Source organism: Enterococcus ureilyticus, from assembly GCF_001730315.1.
GTDB lineage: Bacteria > Bacillota > Bacilli > Lactobacillales > Enterococcaceae > Enterococcus_L > Enterococcus_L ureilyticus.
Map to the genome: position 1 here is coordinate 132,051 of NZ_MIKC01000041.1, position 22,437 is coordinate 154,487.

The 22,437-nt window shown below is 34.7% G+C and carries 20 protein-coding genes; 14 read left to right on the top strand and 6 right to left on the bottom strand.

Annotated elements, in window-relative coordinates; translation table 11 throughout:
• Window positions 1-46 precede the first annotated feature (46 nt).
• The gene (locus BCR24_RS15365) at window positions 47-1,042 is read right to left on the bottom strand and encodes a 4-hydroxy-3-methylbut-2-enyl diphosphate reductase (protein ID WP_069641373.1); all 996 of its coding nucleotides are present in this window, start codon (window positions 1,040-1,042) and stop codon (window positions 47-49) included.
• 680 nt (window positions 1,043-1,722) lie between these two features.
• On the opposite strand from BCR24_RS15365, the gene cysK reads away from it, so the two are divergent.
• The 13 genes from cysK (at window position 1,723) to BCR24_RS15425 (ending at window position 13,898) form a co-directional block, all read left to right on the top strand.
• Window positions 1,723-2,652 (top strand): cysteine synthase A, encoded by a 930-nt coding sequence (gene cysK, locus BCR24_RS15370; RefSeq protein WP_069641374.1) that lies wholly within the window; start codon window positions 1,723-1,725, stop codon window positions 2,650-2,652.
• A gap of 202 nt (window positions 2,653-2,854) precedes the next feature.
• The gene (perR, locus tag BCR24_RS15375; RefSeq protein WP_069641375.1) at window positions 2,855-3,301 is read left to right on the top strand and encodes a peroxide-responsive transcriptional repressor PerR; all 447 of its coding nucleotides are present in this window, start codon (window positions 2,855-2,857) and stop codon (window positions 3,299-3,301) included.
• 4 nt (window positions 3,302-3,305) lie between these two features.
• Window positions 3,306-3,689, top strand: a complete 384-nt coding sequence (locus BCR24_RS15380) for a RidA family protein (RefSeq protein WP_069641432.1) — start codon at window positions 3,306-3,308, stop codon at window positions 3,687-3,689.
• Between the two features lie 251 nt (window positions 3,690-3,940).
• Window positions 3,941-5,293, top strand: a complete 1,353-nt coding sequence (locus BCR24_RS15385; protein ID WP_069641376.1) for an NADH oxidase — start codon at window positions 3,941-3,943, stop codon at window positions 5,291-5,293.
• A 121-nt stretch (window positions 5,294-5,414) separates the two neighbouring features.
• Window positions 5,415-6,056 (top strand): YczE/YyaS/YitT family protein, encoded by a 642-nt coding sequence (locus tag BCR24_RS15390; protein ID WP_069641377.1) that lies wholly within the window; start codon window positions 5,415-5,417, stop codon window positions 6,054-6,056.
• 345 nt (window positions 6,057-6,401) lie between these two features.
• Window positions 6,402-6,467, top strand: a complete 66-nt coding sequence (locus BCR24_RS17430) for a hypothetical protein (RefSeq protein ID WP_379896867.1) — start codon at window positions 6,402-6,404, stop codon at window positions 6,465-6,467.
• A gap of 190 nt (window positions 6,468-6,657) precedes the next feature.
• Complete coding sequence (gene metA, locus BCR24_RS15400; RefSeq protein ID WP_069641379.1) at window positions 6,658-7,593, top strand: homoserine O-acetyltransferase MetA; 936 nt, start codon at window positions 6,658-6,660, stop codon at window positions 7,591-7,593.
• A gap of 318 nt (window positions 7,594-7,911) precedes the next feature.
• Window positions 7,912-9,267, top strand: coding sequence for a citrate transporter (locus BCR24_RS15405; protein ID WP_069641380.1), 1,356 nt, complete (start codon window positions 7,912-7,914; stop codon window positions 9,265-9,267).
• Between the two features lie 26 nt (window positions 9,268-9,293).
• The gene (locus BCR24_RS15410; RefSeq protein ID WP_069641381.1) at window positions 9,294-10,517 is read left to right on the top strand and encodes an amidohydrolase family protein; all 1,224 of its coding nucleotides are present in this window, start codon (window positions 9,294-9,296) and stop codon (window positions 10,515-10,517) included.
• 231 nt (window positions 10,518-10,748) lie between these two features.
• On the top strand, window positions 10,749-12,092 hold the full coding sequence (locus tag BCR24_RS15415; protein WP_069641382.1) for an FAD-dependent oxidoreductase: 1,344 nt from the start codon (window positions 10,749-10,751) through the stop codon (window positions 12,090-12,092).
• 102 nt (window positions 12,093-12,194) lie between these two features.
• Window positions 12,195-12,671 (top strand): GNAT family N-acetyltransferase, encoded by a 477-nt coding sequence (locus tag BCR24_RS15420; protein WP_083244426.1) that lies wholly within the window; start codon window positions 12,195-12,197, stop codon window positions 12,669-12,671.
• A gap of 94 nt (window positions 12,672-12,765) precedes the next feature.
• Window positions 12,766-13,047 (top strand): tRNA-specific adenosine deaminase, encoded by a 282-nt coding sequence (locus BCR24_RS16580; RefSeq protein WP_276308291.1) that lies wholly within the window; start codon window positions 12,766-12,768, stop codon window positions 13,045-13,047.
• 50 nt (window positions 13,048-13,097) lie between these two features.
• On the top strand, window positions 13,098-13,898 hold the full coding sequence (locus tag BCR24_RS15425; protein ID WP_069641383.1) for an alpha/beta fold hydrolase: 801 nt from the start codon (window positions 13,098-13,100) through the stop codon (window positions 13,896-13,898).
• Window positions 13,899-14,820: 922 nt separating this feature from the next.
• On the opposite strand, the gene cls is transcribed toward BCR24_RS15425, so the two are convergent.
• Complete coding sequence (gene cls / locus BCR24_RS15430; protein WP_069641384.1) at window positions 14,821-16,281, bottom strand: cardiolipin synthase; 1,461 nt, start codon at window positions 16,279-16,281, stop codon at window positions 14,821-14,823.
• 189 nt (window positions 16,282-16,470) lie between these two features.
• On the opposite strand from cls, the gene BCR24_RS15435 reads away from it, so the two are divergent.
• Window positions 16,471-17,010, top strand: a complete 540-nt coding sequence (locus tag BCR24_RS15435) for a DUF2179 domain-containing protein (protein ID WP_100630374.1) — start codon at window positions 16,471-16,473, stop codon at window positions 17,008-17,010.
• A gap of 86 nt (window positions 17,011-17,096) precedes the next feature.
• On the opposite strand, the gene BCR24_RS15440 is transcribed toward BCR24_RS15435, so the two are convergent.
• From BCR24_RS15440 to pflB, 4 genes are all read right to left on the bottom strand, one after another.
• Window positions 17,097-18,032, bottom strand: a complete 936-nt coding sequence (locus tag BCR24_RS15440) for a DUF1803 domain-containing protein (protein ID WP_069641386.1) — start codon at window positions 18,030-18,032, stop codon at window positions 17,097-17,099.
• A gap of 103 nt (window positions 18,033-18,135) precedes the next feature.
• Window positions 18,136-19,062 (bottom strand): manganese-dependent inorganic pyrophosphatase, encoded by a 927-nt coding sequence (locus tag BCR24_RS15445; protein WP_069641387.1) that lies wholly within the window; start codon window positions 19,060-19,062, stop codon window positions 18,136-18,138.
• Window positions 19,063-19,158: 96 nt separating this feature from the next.
• Window positions 19,159-19,923 carry a pyruvate formate-lyase-activating protein gene (gene pflA / locus BCR24_RS15450; protein WP_069641388.1) on the bottom strand — a complete coding sequence of 255 codons (765 nt, stop codon included), beginning with the start codon at window positions 19,921-19,923 and terminating at the stop codon, window positions 19,159-19,161.
• A 65-nt stretch (window positions 19,924-19,988) separates the two neighbouring features.
• Complete coding sequence (gene pflB, locus BCR24_RS15455; RefSeq protein WP_069641389.1) at window positions 19,989-22,235, bottom strand: formate C-acetyltransferase; 2,247 nt, start codon at window positions 22,233-22,235, stop codon at window positions 19,989-19,991.
• Between the last annotated feature and the right edge of the window lie 202 nt (window positions 22,236-22,437).

A 22,437-nucleotide genomic window follows, 5' to 3' on the forward strand; every position in this document is an offset into this window, starting at 1 on the left:
CAACGTTCAACGAATTGCCAATCTCATGACAAATCGTTGAACGTTTTTATCTTTTTCCTGAGCGTAATTCTTCTAAACGTCGTTGTCGGTTTTTAGTTAAATCCTTAACCCTAGGTTTAGGCAGAATCGCTTCAGCAGTTGTGGTTGAGCTTTTTTGATATGTTTCGGGATTCGTTGCATCGAATTTTTTTAAATAATCGATCACTTCACGAACGATTTGAGTAGGGGTAGAAGCTCCAGCTGTGACAGCGACTTGCTCAACATCCAACAACCAGTTTGGATTTATCTGGGAAACGTCAGAAATACGATGAGCTGCAACACCTGCTTGTTCAATGGAAACTTGAGCTAAACGATTGCTATTATTACTTTTTGGATCTCCCACAACGATTGTTAAGTCGCAACCTTGCGCTTGTTCAACGACAGCCTCTTGGCGGACTTGCGTTGCTTTACAGATATCTTTATGAATAATAACCTGAGGGTATTTAGCTACAATCAACTCCATTAGATCGCTGACATCCCATTGACTCATTGTCGTTTGATTCGTAACAAACACCTTATTTGCAGTTAGCGTCAAAGCAGAAATATCAGCTTGATTTGATACTAAATGAACATGGTCAGGTGAAACACCAAGTGCTCCTTCAGGCTCCGGATGATTTTTCTTGCCAATATAGATAATTTCATAACCTTCGGCTACTTTTTTAGCAATCAATTCATGTGTAATAAGAACATCTGGGCACGTTGCATCGATAACAGCTAAACCTTTTTCAATAGCTAATGTTTTAACTTTTGGAGAAGTGCCATGGGCTGTAAAGATCACCGTTCCTCGATCAACTTGGGCTAAAATTTCTTCACGATTTGTTCCGTCTAATGTATGGATCCCGATACTTTCAAAAGCGTCAGTTACATGTTTGTTATGAACGATCATCCCTAAGATATAAATCGGACGCGGTAAATTTTCATCAAGAGATGCATTTCTAGCAATGACCATAGCATCCACAACACCATAACAATACCCACGTGGACTAATATTTATAATTTTCATAAATGAGTAAACTCCTAATAATCAATTTTAAAGTCTCTTATACTATACAATATTTTTATTAAAATTGTGTTAAGAGAGGATAGTCCTTAATGTTCATTCATTTAGACATTGCTAAATAGCTTCTTGACGAGTATGATTAAGAAGCGAAAAAGATAATTGCACTTGCAATTATCTTTATATTGATACAAGTAGCGGGTCACCTAAAAAATTATCCGGTATTTCGATTGTAATTGGATTCCACATAGTGTCACCTTCTTTCCTATTTTAGCCTGATATGTAGTCAATCCGTTTTAATTTTGATTAAGGGAATGAACTTATGCTGTAATCCATTCAATGTAAAACATATAAGCATCTCCCTATTTCAACTATATCATATTTTAATCCCATTTTGTAATTCTGATCTTTCTTTTAGATAAAAATTAAGTGTATTTAATTTTTTTTGACTACTAAAATAACCACTCTTTATTGAGTAGGTATTATAGACAATTTCAAAAAGTACGCCATTAAAATATTTTGCAGCCATTTCTCCATGTTTTTGAATCACAAATCGGAATAAATTATGGTTATTAAGATTGTTTAAAAAGTATCATTGCAAAATGATAGCCAGATGACTTGATATAAGCTATTATAAACACAAGAAAGATTTTGCTTATACGAATACGAAAATGGAGGAATGGATCATGACTCAAATTTATAATTCAGTAACTGAATTAATCGGTAAAACACCGATTGTCAAATTAGGACGCATAATCCCAGATGGAGTAGCTGATGTTTTTGTAAAGCTAGAATTCTTTAATCCAGGTGGCAGCGTGAAGGATCGAATCGCATTAAGTATGATCGAAAAAGCTGAAAAAAATGGACAAATTAAAGTTGGAGATACAATCGTAGAACCAACTAGTGGAAATACTGGAATCGGCTTGGCAATGGTTGGTGCTGCTAAGGGTTATAATGTAATGATTGTTATGCCAGATACCATGAGTGTAGAACGTAGGAAATTGATGCAAGCTTATGGCGCGAAATTATTGTTAACGCCAGGTGCTGAAGGAATGAAAGGCGCTATTGCAAAAGCGACAGAACTATCTGAAAAAGATGGCTATTTTATGCCTATGCAATTTGATAACCCCGCAAATCCAGAGACACATGAAAAAACGACGGGCAAAGAGATCCAAGACATTTTTGGTCCTAGTGGTTTAGACGCTTTTGTCGCTGGAGTAGGTACGGGTGGAACAATTACAGGTGTTGGAAAAGAATTGAAGCGAGTTTATCCAAATATCTCCATCATTGCAGTTGAACCAACGGAGTCCCCAGTTTTAGATGGCGGAGCGCCGGGACCGCATAAAATCCAAGGAATTGGAGCGGGCTTTATCCCTAAAGTCTTAGAGACAGAAATTTACGGACGAGTCATTTCTGTTCCGAGTGAATCTGCTATGGAAACAGCTCGTCAATTAGCAGTAAAAGAAGGGTTGTTAGTCGGAATATCAGCAGGCGCTGCTGTGTATGCTGCGATTGAAGTGGCGAAAGAATTAGGGAAGGGAAAAAAAGTTTTGACAGTTATTCCTGATAATGGCGAACGTTATTTATCAACAGCTCTTTATAATTTTTCTGAATAAGTAGTACACTAAAAAGGAAGTCTAAATTTATGACTTCCTTTTTAGTGTAAACAAGTGAAGTTGTCAAAAAGCATATAATAGTGTCTTGTTTTGTCATAATTATAGATAAACTTACTCTTTTTAGTACTATTTATCTATTTATTCTTGTCAATACACATTAGAAATAGTATCATTTAAGAAAGAAGACTGGGAGGGGAACCAAATGGATAACATATTGGTAAAAAATGCACTTGAAGAATTAAAAGAAGCCAATATTCGTATTACTCCTCAAAGATATGCAATTTTAGAGTATCTAATTGAGAATCACAGCCATCCGACAGCGGATGAGATTTACCGCTCTTTAGAAGATCGTTTTCCGAATATGAGTGTGGCAACTGTTTATAATAATTTACGTTTGTTTACAGATATTGGTTTTGTACAAGAAATGAACTATGGTGATGCATCAAGTCGCTTTGATTTCAGTTCTAAAAAGCATTACCATGCGATCTGTCAAAATTGTGGTAAGATCGTTGATTTCCATTATCCAGGATTAGAAGACGTGGAGATGGCAGCAAGTAAATTGACTGGTTTTGAAATCAATGAGCATCGTTTAGAGCTATATGGTTTATGTCCAGAATGTCAGAAAAACCAAAAAAATGGAAATGAGTGATCAGATGAAATCGATTCACACAGATAAGGCGCCAAAAGCAATTGGTCCGTATGTACAAGGGAACATTGTGAACGGCTTATTATTTACCTCAGGTCAAGTTCCTTTAAGTCCTGGAACCGGAGAAGTTGTGGGGACAACTATAGAAGAACAGACTTCGCAAGTCATGAAAAACATCGCAGCTATTTTAACTGAGGTTGGAAGTAGTTTCGATCATGTAGTAAAAACAACTTGTTTTTTAAAAAATATGAATGATTTTGCAGCTTTTAATGAAGTCTACGCACAATCATTTACAAATCAATTACCAGCACGATCTGCCGTTGAAGTCGCCCGTTTACCTAAAGATGTTCTGATTGAAATAGAAATTATTGTATCTATAAATGAGCAGTAGTTTAATTTCACAAGCTGAGAAACTAATGTTTCTCAGCTTTATTTATTGTTAAAACAGCATTTTAAAGTGAGAAATCATTAATCAAGATGGGGATATAGTTAAAAATAGAGAAGTTTGTGAAAAAATAAGTTAGTGATTCACAAGCAAAGAACTCGAATATGCTTTCTTACTTTGTTATATTTTTAATATACCAGTAACTTTATTCTAAATTTATTGGTGAAAAATTTAACTTGAAAGAAGGGATTTACAAAATGAAAGTCGTAGTCGTAGGATGTACGCATGCAGGAACAGCTGCAGTCAAAAGTATTTTAACAAATCACCCAAACGCGGAGGTAACCGTTTATGAACGAAATGATAATGTATCATTTTTATCATGCGGAATTGCCCTTTATGTTGGAGGAGTAGTAAAGGAGGCTGACAGTTTATTCTATTCAAGTCCTGAAGAACTAGCGTCTCTAGGTGCTACAGTTAAAATGGAACATGAAGTCGAAACAATCGATGTTAATCATAAAACAGTTACTGCTAAAGATTTGAACACTGGTAAAATTGAAACAAAAGAATACGATAAATTAGTCATGACAACTGGTTCATGGCCAATTGTTCCGCCAATCAAAGGAATAGAAGCTGAAAATATCTTACTATGTAAAAACTTTAATCAAGCAAATGTCATCATTGAACGCGCTAAAGATGCGAAAAAAGTTGTTGTTGTAGGCGGTGGTTATATTGGGATTGAGCTAGTTGAAGCTTTTGTAGAATCTGGAAAAGAAGTGACATTGATTGATGGTTTAGATCGTATTTTAAACAAATACTTAGATAAGCCATTTACAGATGTTCTAGAAAAAGAACTTGTAGATCGTGGTGTTACACTAGCGTTAGGAGAAAATGTTCAAGAGTTTCAGTCAAATGCAAGCGGACATGTGAATAAAGTAATTACACCAAGCCAAGAGTTTGAAGCGGATATGGTTATTATGTGCGTTGGCTTTAGCCCAAATACAGCATTGCTGAAAGATAAAGTAGATATGTTACCAAATGGTGCAATCGTTGTAGATAAATATATGAAATCAAGTAATCCAGACATTTTTGCTGCAGGTGATAGTGCAGTAGTACACTATAATCCAAGTAATACAACTAATTATATTCCTCTAGCAACAAATGCGGTTCGCCAAGGAATGTTGGTAGGTCATAATTTAGCTGAAGATAAATTAGCTTACCGCGGAACACAGGGAACCTCTGGATTGTATTTATTTGGTTGGAAAATCGGTTCAACTGGTGTTACTTTAGAAAGTGCCAAATTGAACAATTTAGATGTGGCAGCAACACAATTTGAAGATAACTATCGTCCAGAATTTATGCCAACTACTGAAAATGTTATGATGGAATTAGTATACGAAAAAGGAACAAATCGCATTGTAGGCGGACAACTAATGTCTAAGTATGATATTACACAATCAGCTAATACACTTTCGTTAGCTGTTCAAAATAAAATGACTGTTGAAGATCTTGCGTTGTCAGATTTCTTTTTCCAACCACACTTTGATCGTCCTTGGAACTACTTGAACTTATTAGCTCAAGCGGCTCTAAAAGATATTGCCCAAAGTAAATAAGCAAAGACTAGAGTTGAGTGTAGATTCAACTCTAGTTTTTTTATACAAAAAGATGGAATATTTTGCTTTTTAAGCATTTATTTGAGATGCTTAATAAGTAAAATTAAATGAGGTGTGAAAAATGAAAAGAAAAAGAACAAAAGAACTGGTCTTTCGCTCTCTTTATGCTTTCATAGGAGTGGCAATTTTAGCATTTGGTGCTGCAACATTACGAATCGGGCAAGTTGGGCTAGATCCATATACAGCAGCGAATATTGGAATCGGATCTGTTTTAGGGCTATCACTCGGTGTCTATCAATTGATCGTCAACATCATTATATTGGTGCTCGTTTTTATTTTTGGACGGCAGTATATTGGGATTGGAACAGTAATCAACATGGTGCTGACAGGTTTTTTCATCGATTTTTATACCTGGATTTATACAACGTTTATTCCAATCAAAATCAATGTTTTTTCCCAAAGTTTATTGCTGATAGTCGGGATCATCATCTTTACTTTTGGCGCATCGTTTTACATGTCTGCTAAATTAGGAAATGCCCCCTATGACGCTATTGCACCAATTATAGTCGAGCGGACAAAAGCATCTTATCGAGTGGTGAGGGTAATACAAGATATTATTTTTGTTATACTAGCTTTTATTTTTGGTGGACCAGTGGGAATAGGAACAATAATTAATGCCTTTTTCACAGGTCCTCTGATTGATTTTTGGAATAAAAACGTTAGTGAACCAATAATTGAAAAAAGTATTAAAGACAAAGTGTAAAAAAGTCTATCAGAAACTTTGATTCTGTAGTGGCCTTCAAAAGTTAGACTTGAAAAACCTAACTTTTGAAGGCTTTTTTATTCTTTTATAACTCGCTTTGTGTTGAACAGGTCGTTTCATTATCGAAACTCCAATTGGTTACCCTCACTATCTTTTTGCAATTGCAAAAAGATAGTGAGGGTAACCAAAGTGAACCAGCTAACTTTAAACTACCGGCTGATCCTGCTGATGGAACTGGCAACGGCGGAAACTTAGGAAATAATGGAAGTACTGGTTTGCAAAACCTAAACGCTACACAAAAAAAATCTTCCTAATAACGGAGAAATTGTGAATAATTGGGGAGTGGTGGGTGCCTTATTATTAGGATTATTTGTATTCTTCACCTTCGAACGTAAAAATAAAGAAGAATAACAATGCAAAAAATAACAAGTTTTCTTTCTAAAAGTTGGAACATGAGGTGGTAGTTATCTCCTGCCTCATGTTTTTTAAGGTAAAATTTTATTATTAAAAGATTACTTATCGTTTTCTCAGAAAGAATCTTCCATTTTACTGTTTTCTATCGTAAAATGAAAGTAGACAAACAGAAAGGGAGGATATACGTATGCCGATTCGCGTTCCAAAAGAGCTACCTGCTATTAAAGTATTAGAGAAAGAGAAAATTTTTGTAATGGACGAAGATCGGGCCATGCATCAAGATATTCGCCCTTTAGAAATTTTAATTTTAAATTTAATGCCAAAAAAAGATGAGACGGAAGTTCAGCTCTTGAGACTCTTAAGTAATACACCATTACAAATCAATGTCGAATTTTTGCATATGAGTAGTCACGAAACAAAAAATACATCTAGCGAGCATTTGAACCGTTTTTACCATCAATTTAAAGAAATTAGAAATGAATTCTACGATGGTTTGATTATTACAGGTGCTCCAATTGAACAGATCCCTTTTGAGCAAGTTGATTATTGGAACGAGTTACAAGAAATTTTTGAATGGAGTAAGTCCCATGTATTTTCAACATTTCATATTTGTTGGGGAGCACAAGCTGGATTGTATTATCATCATAAGATTGACAAGTATCTGCTAAATCAAAAACTCACAGGAATATTTGAACATGATGTATTGAACCATACGTGGAGTATCTTGAAAGGATTTGATGATATATTTTATGCTCCTCATTCGCGTTATACTGGAATTAAACGAAGTGATGTAGATAGGATAGAAGAACTAGAAATTTTGGTTGAATCAAGAGAAGCTGGAATTTTTTTAATTGGAAATAAAAATAATCGCGCATTTTATGCAACTGGGCATTTAGAATATGATCGTGAAACTTTAGAACAAGAATTTAAACGTGATCAACAAAAAGGGTTAAGTCCTAGCCTTCCTAAAAATTATTTCCCAAATGATAACCTAGCTGATCAACCAAAATTAAGATGGCACATGGCTGCTTCATTGTTATTTTCTAATTGGTTAAATTATGCAGTTTATCAAAATACACCTTACGATTTAACTGAATTACTTGAAGAAAAAAATAGGAAATAGGCATAACTGAAACAAGATAGAATTCATATTTTGTTTCAGTTATTTTTTTGCTATTGCTATAAAGGTGAAACAGAAACGTTACCTTTTTTTGATCTTATAAATTATAGAAGCATTCTCGTTCCTTTTTTTTGAAAATGAACGTATTATATGAAGGAGAGAGGAGGCAGTAGCATTTTAATAGTTCTAAAGAAAATAATCTTTATGCAGTATTAATGGTTATTTATTAGAGATACAATTTGAAAAAACTGATTTCAAATGAGCAATTATTACTTGTTAAAAATGAAGTGAGCCTAATTAGCCAAAGTTGGAGGAATAATTATGAAAATACCTAAAAGATTTTTAAGTGGGCTATTACTTTCAGCTCTATTTCTTTTTTCATTTGTACCCGCATTTGCACAAGAAATTGGCGAAATTACTGCGCCTACAGGAATAAAAGCTGTGATTGTAGTCATCCCGCTAATTTTAGTTTTGGTCTTATTGTTTATGAAAATAGATATGATCATTGCCGGGTTTGTTGGTGGTGTATTGGCTATGATTATCGGTGGAATCGGATTAGAGCAAGCCAATAAGCAACTATTAGAAACGATTCCTACAATGCTTGGTATTACTGTACCAATTATCAATTCGGCCATTGCAATGGCCGTTTTTAAATCGGGTGGATACTCGGCGGCTTTAACTTTAGCAAAAAGGGGAACAAAAGGAAAAGTTGAGTATGTCTCAGCTTTTATTGTGATTTTACTAGCTGCAGCGACTTATATGTCTGGCATTGGTGGTGGTAGTGCAATGGTGATTGCTCCATTGGCCTTTGTAGCAGTTGGAGCAGTTCCAGAGTTGATCGCTGCCATGTCATTGGCAGCAGCAGTTTCATTTACAACCTCTCCAGCATCATTAGAATCAAGTATTGTTTCCAAATTAGGCGATTTTAGTGTAGCTAAGTACGTTTCGGATATGCGTCCGATCTGGCTGCTATTTTGTGCGTTAGCTATTATTCTAGCATTCTGGGGAACGAAGCGGCGGAAGATTGGTTTTAAAGAAAATACCGACGATGAGTATGGAACTATGAGTAATAATGCTCTATTTAAATTAACCATACCGGCCATATTTTTACTATTTTCCGTCATTTTTGGGCCTGTGGTTAATGATTTCGTTGGATTCCCCCTATTAACACCATTAGTCTATATGGTCTTGACACTAGCGTTGATTTTTGTTTGTTCTGATTTCACGCTGAATCAATCAGTGGAAGCGATGGTAGATGGTTCTACTTATATTTTGACAAGATTATTCCAAGTTGGAATTTTCCTAGCCTTTATTAACATCATTGCTCAAACAGGTACATTTGCTGTTATAGCAGGAATTGCTAATGCTGCACCGACAATGATCATGGTACCAGTTGCAATATTAACCGGCATCTTAATTGGAGTGCCAGCTGGCGCATATGTAGGGTCAGTGTTGACTCTTGTGTTACCTGTGGCTGTTTCTTTAGGTTTTTCTTCTATCGGACTGGGATTAGTTGCAGTTGGCGTAGGGTTAGGAAGTCAGATGAGTTTTGTCAACATCACGATGCAAGCGTTATCTTCTGGTTTTCAAATTCCAATTTTAGATGTAGTAAAAGGAAATATTAAATGGATCAGTTTGGCCGCTGTTTTATTAATCGGTATAGGTTTCTTCATTTAATTTAAAAATAGAGAGGGTGCAGCAAGATGGATATTTTGATCAAACAAGCAAGATTAAGTGATAATGAAGAGTTACAGGATGTAGGGATTAAAGACGGAAAAATTGTTGCTATTTCAGGAGATTTAACGGATAAGGCTGTCACAGTAATTGAAGCTCAAGGCCGAGTTCTGATACCTGGTTTAGTAGAAAGTCACATTCACTTAGATAAAGCGCTGATTGCAGATAGAAAACCAAATAAATCAGGGACTTTACAAGAAGCAATCAAAGTGACAGCTGCTTTAAAGCCAACATTTACTGAAACTGATATTTATCATCGAGCAAAAACTGCTTTGGAAATGATTATTTCTCATGGTGTGACCGCTGTTAGAACACACGCAGAATTTGATCCAGCTCAAGGCTTTTCCGGATTTAAAACAATTATGAAACTAAAGGAAGAGTATCGAGATCTAATCGATATGCAAGTTGTCGCTTTTCCGCAAGAAGGAATTTTTAAAGCACCCGGGACAGAAAAAATGATGTATGAAGCAATGGAAATGGGGGCTGATGTTGTCGGCGGCATCCCCTATAATGATGCACCTGCGGATAAACATATCGATTTAGTTTTTGAGATTGCTAAGAAATATGATAAAGATATTGACTTACATCAAGATTTTAGTGACGAAGCCACAGATATTTCAATAGAATACTTGTGCAAGAAAACAATTACTGAAAACTATCAAGGGAGAGTTTCTGTAGGACACTTAACCGCACTTCATGCTTTGAAACCTGAGCGGTTAAAGGACATTTTAGTATTGATGTCTGAAGCACAAATCAGCGTGATGGCCTTACCAGCAACAGATTTACATTTAGGTGCTAGAAATGATGCATACAATGTTAGAAGAGCTGTGACTCCTATCAGAAAACTCCGTGATGCAGGTGTTAACGTTTGCCTTGCAACAAATAATATTCGTAATGCATTTACACCTTATGGAAATGGTGATTTAATGCAAATTGCAATGTTAGCCATTCCTGTAGGACATCTAGGGGGCGCAGATGACTTACCAACCGTTTTACCTATGATCACAGAGAATCCAGCAAAAGCAATTGGACTCTCAAATTATGGTATTCAAGTTGGTAATAATGCGGATTTAGTTTTGTTAGATACGAAAGTCATGGCCGATGCGATCATCGATATTCCTGAACGAAATTATGTAATAAAAAACGGAAAGATCACAGTTGAAGTAAAAAAAGAAGTGACTATTTTTAAATAATCATGAACAAACAACAATCTTATGAGCATTAGAAAAAAATTAGCTTTTTGTTTTTCTAAACTTTCATTTAACGAAGTAACAATAATTATATTATGTAAACTAATTTTCAGATACTCCCGATTATTCTCAATTAAAGTATTTAATTGAGAATAATCACTCAAATCACTTGTTATTTCATACCTTTATATGATACTCTTTATTATATAATAAATAATATTGGAGGTATATGAAATGAAAGTTATCGTTTTAGGTTCATCGCATGGAGGTTATGAGGCTGTTGAAGAATTATTAAATCTACACCCAGATGCAGAAATCCAATGGTACGAAAAGGGAGATTTTATTTCATTCTTATCTTGTGGTATGCAGCTTTATCTAGAAGGAAAAGTAAAAGATGTAAACGCAGTTCGATATATGACTGGTGAAAAAATGGAAAGCAGAGGTGTGAATGTTTTTTCAAATACAGAAATCACTGCAATCAAAACAGATGCTCATCAAGTTGTAGTCAAAGATTTATTAACAGATACTGAGCGTATTGAAAACTATGATAAATTAATTATCAGTCCAGGAGCAGTTCCATTCGAATTAGATGTACCTGGTAAAGATCTAGAAAATATTTACTTAATGCGCGGCAGAAAATGGGCAATCAAATTAAAAGCAAAAACAGTTGATCCAACTATCAATAATGTTGTTGTTATCGGAAGTGGCTATATCGGTATTGAAGCGGCCGAATCATTTGCTAAAGCTGGTAAAAACGTAACGGTTATTGATATTTTAGACCGACCGTTAGGCGTTTATTTAGACAAAGAGTTTACTGATGTGTTAACAGAAGAAATGGAAGCGAACAATATCAATGTAGTAACAAATGAAACAGTTCAAAGTTACAAAGGTGAGGGAACAGTCAATAAGGTAGTAACTGATAAAGCCGAGTATGATGCTGATCTTGTCGTTGTAGCAGTGGGTGTCCGCCCTAATACAGGTTGGTTGAAAGATACATTAGACCTACATCCTAATGGACTAATCAAAACAGATGAGTACATGCAAACAAGCGCTCCTGATGTTTTTGCTGTCGGAGATGCAACATTGATAAAATATAATCCAGGTGAAACAGAAGTCAACATTGCTCTAGCAACCAATGCTAGAAAGCAAGGACGATTTGCAGTGAAAAATTTACTGGCGCCAGTAAAACCTTTCCCTGGTATTCAAGGATCATCTGGATTAGCTGTTTTTGACTATAAATTTGCTTCAACAGGAATCAATGAAGAAATGGCTAAGAAGTTAAATAAAACAACTAAATCAACTTTAGTTGTTGAAGATTATTTGATGGATTTCAACCCGGATAAACAAAAGGCTTGGTTTAAATTAGTATATGATCCTGAAACAACCCAAATTCTTGGGGCACAGTTGATGTCAAAAGCTGACTTAACAGCGAACATCAATGCGATTTCACTTGCAATCAAGGCGAAAATGACGATTGAAGACTTAGCTTATGCTGACTTTTTCTTCCAACCCTCATTTGATAAACCTTGGAATATCATTAATACAGCTGCCCTAACAGCTTTGAAAAATGAACAATAAATAATTTGAAAAAGTTTGCAGAGAAGTAATTTTCTGTAGACTTTTTTTATATCTTCAAAAATGGTATGATTTAGAAAATAACTAGAATTGGTGGATAAAATAATGGCAATTAAATTAAAAAAAATGACTGTAACTGATTTTGAAAAATACTTATCATTTGCGATTAAAGACTATGCTCAAGATAAAATCATAGCAGGAACTTGGAATGAAGCCGACGCAATTTCATTAGCCACAAAAAGTTTTAATGAGCTTTTACCAAAAGGCAAGGATACTAATAATGAGTATCTTTATTCGATTGAAGAGGACGCTCTTGATGAAAAAGTTGGTTTTTTGTGGGTTCATATCAATAAAACGTTGCAAGACTCAAAATTCTTTATCTATGATTTCATCATATTTGATGAATTTAGGAATCAAGGTTATGGTAGACAAACCATTGCTTGTCTAGAAGAAAAAGCCAAAGAGATGGACGTTTCACAAATTGATTTACACGTTTTTGCTCATAATGAGGGAGCTATTCATTTATATGAAAAAACAGGGTTTGTAGCAACTGATATCAGCATGTCTAAACAAATAAACTGAAAAGCGTCTGTTTATTTTAATGGAAATCATCACTACTGGAAAAACAACAGTTTCTGAAGATCATGACCCAACAGCTCATGCTTAAATCAATGCAATTAGAAGTGCTTGTAAAATTCTAGAAACAGCCAGTTTACCAAGAGGATACTGGCTATATTCCACTTTTGAACCTTGTCCGCTTTGTTCTGCAGCAGCTGTTTGGGCTGGTCTTGATGGTATCGTTTATGCAAATGATCCAAGATTTAAAGGTTCTTTACCAAACTGGTCGTTTATTAAATGTAGGACTATTCTTGAACAAGGTAGAGACATTCATCACGTTCAACTGATTGAAAATTTTATGCTCGATAAAATAAAAGACTATTTTACAAGGCATTTATAAAAAACTTTTTCAATCTAAAGAAATCACAAAGGTTAGGAGTAGAAAACTCAATGTACTATGCGAATGAAAATATAAAACTTTATTATGAAATTATTGGTGAGGGACATCCTTTACTCATTCTTCACGGTTTTTCAATTGATCACAGGGGTGTGAAGGGAATTGTCGAAGAATCTATCGATCCTAATAAGTATCAGCGAATTTATATTGATTTACCAGGGATGGGACAGTCGCCTACTCCGACTAAAATGATCAATGCTGATGATTTAGTTACTAGTTTATTTGAATTCTTAGATTTTCTTATCGGTAATCAATCATTCTCATTGCTAGGATATTCTTACGGTGGTTATCTGTGCTTGGGGATGATGAAGAAGCTTTCCAATCAAGTAAAAAGTTTAGTCTTATTAGCTCCCGTTATAAAAGCAAATTCAGCAGATCGGACATTGCCAGAGAAACCATCAAAACAACCCCATTCATTTGAGGTTACTAATAATCCTATTTTCGATCAATACAAACATTCAGTTGTCAATGTAACCAAAGAGGGATATGAAAGATACCTCAACGAAATTTATTGCGGACTCAATATCGGTGATCATGATTTCCAAAAGTCTTTTCAAGAGAGTGGGTATAGCTTAAGTTTCGAAAAAAGTCTTTTAGCTAATGCTATTGATTGTGACAGCTTGATTATTTTAGGAGCACAAGATATGACAGTTGGCTTTCAAGATATTTTAAACTATAGAAGTATGTTTTCAAAAGGTAGCTTTATTATTATTGAAACGGCTGGACATAATTTACAGATAGATGAACGGAAGCAAGTTAAAGAGCAGCTCAAACGTTTTTGGGTTGTAGATTAAATATTTTTGATACCCTGTTTTAAGAACTGAAAACTAGATAGATACTGGCTGCCAGTCGTGCACGTTATGACATAGTTTAACGAACTCAACCGACCTATGACTAAAGTGCTAAAGCACCATTTGGTAATCAGTATCACATAATTGCATCCGTTTCGACAAAACGAACACTGCTGAACTCCTTGGACAATAAAAAGTTCAGCAGTTATTCTTTCTCGTTTTATAGGAAATAAATAAATATACCTAAAAGACTGTTTTCCTATCATAAATATAGTTGTTTTTCAAATTTTTTGATAAAAATAAACAGCTTGTTGTGGCAAACTAATCTAATAAAGAGCTATAATTTATCAAAACTAAAGAAAAAAACTGTAGAACAAATCAACAAGCAATTAAATGAAGTGACCCAAACCATAGAATAAAAACTATATCAGCCTATGGGCGTTGCCTTATGGTCTTTTTTAATCTGTAATGATATAAAATAAATTTCAACCTGTATAGGGGGAATCGTATTTTAAAAAAATATTCTTGTTTTTGGAGTTATTCCTATGATTGGAATAAGATGAAAGTGATAAAAGTTTATGGTTACTAGATTCTATAGTCTAATCAGTACATCGGAAGACTCTAGGTTAGCATCAAAGGGGATGTTATTACGTATGAATCGAAATACCAGAAAGTTTAAATAATTAGAATTCCAACTACTTTGTATAATGTATATTATGTAAACTAGAATAGAAAATAATAAAATGAATCACTATCACCTTCACGAACAAAACGAAAAATAACCATCACGTCTATTTTCACAGATGGTTATTTTTCGTTTTAAAATGTTATGACAGAACCGTTAAATATAGACATAAATATATAAATTATCAATAACACGATTATGAAAAGAAGATAATGAATCGTATCTTATTAGCTTTTCATCTCATAAAATTGGGGATAACAATCTTGAAAAGTTTTGTTTAAATCGTAACCAATGAGACTGTTCTTGAATAATTTTATCGGTCAACAAGGTGCTTTTGGCCATATCTTGTTCAACTATTTGAGTTAATTTCCAAGCAATTCGTGTATCGTAAATAAATGTACTCACTTCAAAATTCAATGCATAGCTTCTAATATCTTGATTGGTTGTCCCGACCATGCAGATTTCATTATCAATAATCATCGTTTTAGCATGCAGGAAACCATTCTCGTACATATAAATCTTGATTCCTCGTTTATGCAGATAATTTGCATAATATTGTGTAGCACGATAAATAAATGGATGATCTGGCATGCATGGGATCATAATTCGAACATCAATACCAGAGCGAACGGCAATCAATAAGGCATTGATCATACTATCATCAGGTATCAAATACGGCGTTTGGATCCAAACGGATTTCTCAGCTGATAAAATCATTTTAATAAAACCGCTTTTCAAAATTTCTTCTTCAGAGTCTGGGCCATCTGAAACAACTTGCAATGACAAATCGCCTAATTCATGATCTTCAGCAATCTGAAAATAGTTTTCTAAATAATCCATTTTATCTGTTTGAAGCTGAACCGAAGCATTCCAGTCCATAATGAAAATTTCTTGAAGTGAAAAGACTGAAGTTCCGACTAAGCGAATATGCGTATCACGCCAATAGCCAAATTTTTTACTATCACCTAAGTACTGGTCTCCAACGTTGAATCCCCCAGTCCACCCTATTTTACCATCGATCACAACGATTTTTCGATGTAAATGATAGTTTAAGCGAGTTTTACTGATCATATTCTTCGAGGTGATAAAGGGAGTTACTTTACCACCTAAAGCAACAAATGAGGCAAAAAATTTCTTGTTTGCTCCTGGAGATCCCCACGGATCATAGATCAAATGAACAGATACTCCCTCTTTGACTTTCTCTCCTAATATGTCTAAAAACTGATTACCAATGCGATCGTTAAAAAAAGAATAGTATTCAACGTGAACGGTTTCTTTAGCTTGGCGAATATCTTCAAATAAAGCTTCAAATTTTTCTTTGCCATCAGTATAAATGTTTAAACTATTTCGTTTGCTTAGTGGTGATGCATCCATATTTCTAAAATATTTATTCAGGACACGTGCATCGGTTAATAAATTGATATCTAATTTTCCGTCAGACTTTAGATTATCTTGATCAACCATTCTTTTGATTTCAGAAATTTTTTCTTTGTCATGGGCTGTTAGGTTAAAAACTTTTTGCCCATTGATTCCTCTGCCACAAAATATATAAATGATAAAGCCAATCCCAGGTAAAAATAATAACGTCATAATCCACGCTAAAACACTTGAAATACTTCGTGGTTTCCTAAAAACAGTGATCAGTGCTGCTGTTGTATTTAATAACAATAAACCAACAAGTATGAAGATAAAAATTTGCATCAGATTTCATTTCTCCCTTAAATTACGTAGTATATTGATTATAGCAAAAACTATTGATTCATCCAACAAATAACGATAGCTAAAAAGTTGGTAATCAGTATTCAACGATTTCATTTAATTTTAGCTTTCCCTATTCTAATTCTTCCAATCTTGTACTATAATATGCTGATACTTGGAAAAGAGGGATTAATAAAAATGGATATCAAAATGCTTCTTACAATATTTGTAGTTAACTTTTCTTATATTACGTTAAATACGATCCGTTTTATGCTGACTATGAAAGGGTATCGTTTGATTGCGCCACTAGTTAGTATGGCTGAAATAACTATTTATGTCTTAGGCCTTAGCATGGTTCTTAATCGTTTAGATAATCCACTAAATTTGGTTGTTTATGCTTTAGGGTACGCTGTTGGGATTAGTGTGGGCATCAAAATCGAAGATTATTTGGCCCTGGGTTATATCATGGTTACAGCCATCCTCCCCTCTTCCACTGAGCAACTGAATTTACCGGAAATTTTACGTGATCATGGGTATGGTGTCACACAAAGCTTTGGTGAAGGTCGTGAGGGCGAACGAATGATATTAGAGATTCTTTCACCGCGCAAAAATGAACGTAGCCTTTATAAACTAATCAATGAAAAAGAGCCTAGAGCTTTTATTATCTCGTATGAACCCAAGTTTATTTCCGGTGGTTTTTGGACTAAAAAGGTTCGTAAAAGAAATACCTAATCAACTAACGTCTCTTCACTTTTAATACATCAAGAGACGTTAGTTGATTTTCAAGTTTAAAGTTTACATAATAAATTTATTGTAACTTAAAACTTGAAATACTGAATAGATTTCTGATCTGGAAAACAAGTAGTAAAGAGAATACTATAGCATTGCATTTTATAATATTCACGTTGATTAACATCTTCAATTGTTCCCCACAATAAGTTCAATTCTACTTTTAGTTTATCCAAAGTATGTTGGGTTTCTCTTGAAATTTCGATAGTATCCAAACAAACTGCTGTTAATGATAATTGCCCATCCGCACCTCTTAGCAGATCTTCCGTTGTTAACAGCGCTTCTTCGAAAATAGTTTGTTTTCTTACTCTAGATGGATTTCGCTTAACGGATCGAATCACTTTTTGAATTTGAGTGATAAAATAATTGATATCCACATCGCCAATGAGACGTTGTAACTGATTAAACTGTTCAGGAAGTACTTGTCTTTTTGAGAGTATGTTGAAATAGTTTGCAAAGTCTAATGGAATCAAGTCGTCTTGGTATATAGAGACAAATTGTAATGCGCTGTTTCCTGCCTCTCTTTTGCGAAAAAGTGGAAAATTATCTGAAGAAGATACAACGCCAAAAAAATATTCTTTTTGTTCTTCTTCAAAAAACAACCTCCATAACCATTGCCCAAAAATAAAATAATTCGTTTGTAAGCTACTTTCATTTGTCAGGATTTGCAATGTATTTATTATTGAATGAGGAATTTGTATATTTTTTTCTGTGGAATAGATAGGAAATGTTAAAGTATATCTTCTATTTTTTCGTTCCACTAGACCATACTTGATTAATTTATCTAAATATAATTCTATGTTGTCATCAGTGGGAATAGTTGCTTTTATTTGGCGTAAAATAATTTCTGTATCTTTATGATCAAAAAGATAACGCACTATTTTTTTGAATAAAGGATCGAAAATAATGTTATCAAACTTGCTATCAAATTTTTTTGCTGAAAAATAATAGGTCGTATTTGTCACGGTCCACTCACTCTTTCTGTACATTAAATAAAATAAAACTACAGCTGGAGTAATTAAGACGCCACCTGTAGTTTATTTAAAAGGCTAAATCAAATGTAACTTTCTAACTAAATGCTTCAGTTAATTGAGGAACAACTTGTTTTTTACGAGAAACGACACCATTCAAGAACGTACGGTTGTTGTCTAGTTTCACGTTGAAAGCAGCTTCTACTTTGTCAATTGAATCTCCGATAACTAATAGCTCAGAATCGCTGTTTAAAATATTTGTAATGATCAATACGAACAGGTCATAACCATTTACAGCATTTGCGTTATTCATTGCAGCTTCTAGTTCTGCTTGGCGGTCTAGTACTTCATTTAGGTCAACTGTATTGATTTGAGCGATACGAACGTTTTTATCGCCCATTGGGAAACTTTTAGCATCTAAATCTAATAATATTTCAGCTGATTTATCACTCAAATTCGTACCAGCTTTTAACATATCTAAACCATAGCCATCTAAATTGATGTCTGCGATGTCTGCTAGCTCATTGGCTGCGTCGATATCTTCTTGAGTACAGGTTGGTGATTTGAATAACAAAGTGTCTGAAATGATTGCTGATACCATCATTCCGGCAATTGGTTTTGGAATAGTAATATTGTTTTCTTTAAACATTTTTAAGACGATCGTACTTGTACAGCCTACTGGCTCGGCACGATAATACAAAGGATCTGCTGTTTCGAAATTTGCAATACGATGATGATCAACGACTGCAAGGATATTTAATTCAGAAATATCTGAAATGCTTTGTTGAAATTCATTGTGATCGACAAGCATTACTTGATTTGTTTCCGCTGCAGCACTTTCTACGATTCTTGGCGCATCGACATTGAAGTAGTCTAATGCATATTGTGTTTCTTCGCTAGGTGTACCCAATGCTACTGGTTCTGTATCTTTCCCTAGTTCTTTTTGTAAATATGCAAAGCTAATTGCTGCTCCAATTGCATCTGTATCAGGATTTTGGTGTCCAAAAACAAGAATTTTTGACATAATTTTAATTCACTCCTTATTTTTTCTTCATTACTAATAATAACAAAAAATAGAAAAGAAACAACAATAATTGTCGCTCTTTTCTATTTTTCTAAACTATCTTGCTGCATATCCTTGATAGTCATTGACATGAAGCAGTTTCTTCGCATTTGCTACGCGTTCTTCTTTAGGTGGTTCGATCCCATCTAATGGATACTGTAAACCTAATTCATCCCATTTGTACTTACCCATTGTATGATACGGTAACACTTCAACCTTATCGACATTCTTCAGAGTTTTAATAAAGGTGTCTAAACGAATTAAATAGTCATCATAATCGCTACGCTCTGGAACTAGAACGTGACGAATCCAAACAGGCTTGCCAATTTCAGAAAGATATTGAGCCATTTCGAGAATATTTTCATTACCTAATGAAGTTAGTAACTTGTGCTTTTCATTATCAATATGTTTAATGTCGAATAACAACAAGTCAGTATAGTTCATTAATTCTTCAAATTCACTAAAAAAAGGTTCTTCTCTTGTGAATGGTTTGCCGCAAGTATCGATTGTCGTATGTATACCTTTTTCTTTGGCCTTTTTAAATAAGTCAGTTAAAAACTCTAATTGAAGTAATGGTTCGCCACCACTGACAGTGATCCCACCTTTTTCCCCCCAATAAGAACGATATTTAATTGCTTCATCTAAAACTTCATCAGTTGTGACTTCACGCCCACCAGAACCAATTTTCCAAGTATCTGGGTTATGACAAAATTGGCAGCGCATGCGGCACCCTTGTGTAAATACGATAAATCGAACACCGGGTCCATCAACGGTCCCAAAATTTTCTGTAGAGTGAATTCTACCGATAACTGGAGTTGTCATTGTTCGTTCCTCATTTCTTTTAAAAAAAGGGCTGACACGAGGTCAACCCTTCAATTGTTTGTTTATTATAGTCTGTCGTGTGAAGTTCTTGAGATAACGTCTGCTTGTTGTTCAGGAGTTAAATCACGGAATTTTACGGCATATCCAGATACTCGGATTGTTAAGTTCGGGTATTTTTCCGGATGAGCTTGTGCATCTAACAATAATTCATTTGTGAATACATTAACGTTCAAGTGATAACCACCTTTATCAAAGTAGCCATCCATTACGTTACGCAAGTTATCGATTCTTGTATCATCGTCTTTACCTAAACCATTAGGATTGATAGTTTGTGTGTTAGAAATTCCATCTAATGCACTTGTATATTCTAATCTAGCAGTTGAGTTAAGTGATGCTAACAGGCCATTTTTCTCACCTAAGAATTTACCATCTTGGTAACTTGGGTTAGCACCAGGAGCTAATGGTTTACCCGCGCGACGTCCGTCTGGTGTGTTACCAGTTGCTTTACCATAAACAACGTTTGAAGTGATTGTTAATAGTGATGTTGTAGGTTTCGCATTACGGTACGTATGTTGACGTCTGATTTGAGTCATAAAGTATTCAAGAATCCAGTTAGCCATTGCATCTGCTTCTTCATTATCGTTACCATAAGTTGGGAACTCATTTTGAGGAACATAATCAATTGCTAAACCATCTTCGTCACGAATTACTTGTACATTACCATGTTTGATTGCCATTACTGAGTCAGCAGCATGTGAAATCCCTGCAATACCAGTTGCAAATGTGCGTTGTAAGTTGCTTTCCATGAAGGCTAATTGTGCTGCTTCATAAGAATATTTATCATGCATGTAGTGGATAACATTTAAAGTATTTACATATAATTCAGCTAACCAATCCATAATATCTTTATAACGATCAATGAATTCGTTATAGTCTAAAGTATCACCTGTCATTGGGCGGAATTTAGGAGCTACTTGCATTTTAGTTTTTTCGTCTACACCACCGTTGATTGCGTAAAGAACCGCTTTTGCTAAGTTCGCACGAGCACCGAAGAATTGCATATCTTTACCCATCACTGTTGCAGACACACAACATGCGATTGCGCAGTCGTCAGATCCCCAGTTAGCGCGTAATAAGTCATCATTTTCGAATTGGATAGATGAACTTTGTTTTGCGATTTTAGAGGCAAACGTTCTAAATCCAACTGGTAAATGTGAAGAATATAACACAGTCAAGTTAGGTTCAGGAGATGGGCCCATGTTTGTTAGTGTGTGTAAGATTCGGAAATCATTTTTAGTTACTAATGAACGTCCATCCAAGCCCATACCAGCGATTGATAATGTAGCCCAAATTGGATAACCTGAGAATAATTGGTTGTATTCAGGTGTACGAGCAAATTTAACCATACGTAATTTCATGATTAAGTGATCGATCATTTCTTGTGCTTCAAATTCAGTGATCACACCTGCTTCTAAATCACGTTGAATATAGATATCTAAGAATGCAGAGATACGTCCGATAGACATCGCTGCACCGTTTTGTGATTTGATGGCACCTAAGTAACCAAAGTATAACCATTGAATTGCTTCTTTAGCGTTTGCTGCTGGTTTTGAGATATCGAAACCGTAAGTTGAAGCCATTTCTTTAAGATCGGCCATCGCTCTGATTTGTTCAGAAATTTCTTCTCTTAAGCGAATCACGTCATCTGTCATTACTTTATTACCAGTATTACTTAAGTCTTTTTTCTTCTCAGTAATCAAGAAATCCATACCATATAATGCAATACGACGATAGTCACCGATGATACGGCCACGACCATAAGCATCTGGAAGACCTGTGATGATTTTGTTTTTACGAGCGGATCTCATTTCTGGAGTATAGGCATCAAAAACACCTTGGTTGTGAGTTTTTCTCCATTCAGAAAAGATCTTAGACATTTCTGGGTCTACTTCGTAACCATTTGAAGTCAAAGAGTTGTTAGCCATGTTAATGCCACCAAAAGGCATGAATGCTTGTTTCAATGGTACATCTGTTTGTAAACCTACGATTGTTTCTTCTTCTTTGATTAAATATCCAGGTTCATGAGAAGTTACTGTTGCAGGAATATTTGTGTCCATATCGTACACGCCATTTTTTTCATGTTGTACTTCAAATAATTCCTGTAATTTTGTCCATAACTTGTCTGTGCTAGGTGCGATTGGCTCTAGAAAAGAATCATCACCTGTGTACTCAGTGTAGTTTCTTTGAATAAAGTCACGCGTGTCTACTGATGTTTGCCATTTTTCGCCTTTAAAGCCTTTCCATTGCTCCATTTTGGGGCCTCCTTAGTATGCTGAAATCTATTGTAACAGCTTTATGTGATTAGTATAACACATAGTCATTTTTATGCAAGCCTTTCCTTAATAATTTTTGAGCTAATTAGCGATTTTTTCATTAAAATACATCAGAAAAACCTATTTAACAGCGTTTTATCTTTGTGATCTATTTAACTAATTTATTATATAAAAAGATAAA

Bases quoted from the DNA above. Each gene is read 5' to 3' on its own strand.
- BCR24_RS15365 (WP_069641373.1), bottom strand. From the start codon at position 1,042: ATGAAAATTATAAATATTAGTCCACGTGGGTATTGTTATGGTGTTGTG.
- cysK (WP_069641374.1), top strand. From the start codon at position 1,723: ATGACTCAAATTTATAATTCAGTAACTGAATTAATCGGTAAAACACCG.
- perR (WP_069641375.1), top strand. From the start codon at position 2,855: ATGGATAACATATTGGTAAAAAATGCACTTGAAGAATTAAAAGAAGCC.
- BCR24_RS15380 (WP_069641432.1), top strand. From the start codon at position 3,306: ATGAAATCGATTCACACAGATAAGGCGCCAAAAGCAATTGGTCCGTAT.
- BCR24_RS15385 (WP_069641376.1), top strand. From the start codon at position 3,941: ATGAAAGTCGTAGTCGTAGGATGTACGCATGCAGGAACAGCTGCAGTC.
- BCR24_RS15390 (WP_069641377.1), top strand. From the start codon at position 5,415: ATGAAAAGAAAAAGAACAAAAGAACTGGTCTTTCGCTCTCTTTATGCT.
- metA (WP_069641379.1), top strand. From the start codon at position 6,658: ATGCCGATTCGCGTTCCAAAAGAGCTACCTGCTATTAAAGTATTAGAG.
- BCR24_RS15405 (WP_069641380.1), top strand. From the start codon at position 7,912: ATGAAAATACCTAAAAGATTTTTAAGTGGGCTATTACTTTCAGCTCTA.
- BCR24_RS15410 (WP_069641381.1), top strand. From the start codon at position 9,294: ATGGATATTTTGATCAAACAAGCAAGATTAAGTGATAATGAAGAGTTA.
- BCR24_RS15415 (WP_069641382.1), top strand. From the start codon at position 10,749: ATGAAAGTTATCGTTTTAGGTTCATCGCATGGAGGTTATGAGGCTGTT.
- BCR24_RS15420 (WP_083244426.1), top strand. From the start codon at position 12,195: ATGGCAATTAAATTAAAAAAAATGACTGTAACTGATTTTGAAAAATAC.
- BCR24_RS15425 (WP_069641383.1), top strand. From the start codon at position 13,098: ATGTACTATGCGAATGAAAATATAAAACTTTATTATGAAATTATTGGT.
- cls (WP_069641384.1), bottom strand. From the start codon at position 16,281: ATGCAAATTTTTATCTTCATACTTGTTGGTTTATTGTTATTAAATACA.
- BCR24_RS15445 (WP_069641387.1), bottom strand. From the start codon at position 19,062: ATGTCAAAAATTCTTGTTTTTGGACACCAAAATCCTGATACAGATGCA.
- pflA (WP_069641388.1), bottom strand. From the start codon at position 19,923: ATGACAACTCCAGTTATCGGTAGAATTCACTCTACAGAAAATTTTGGG.
- pflB (WP_069641389.1), bottom strand. From the start codon at position 22,235: ATGGAGCAATGGAAAGGCTTTAAAGGCGAAAAATGGCAAACATCAGTA.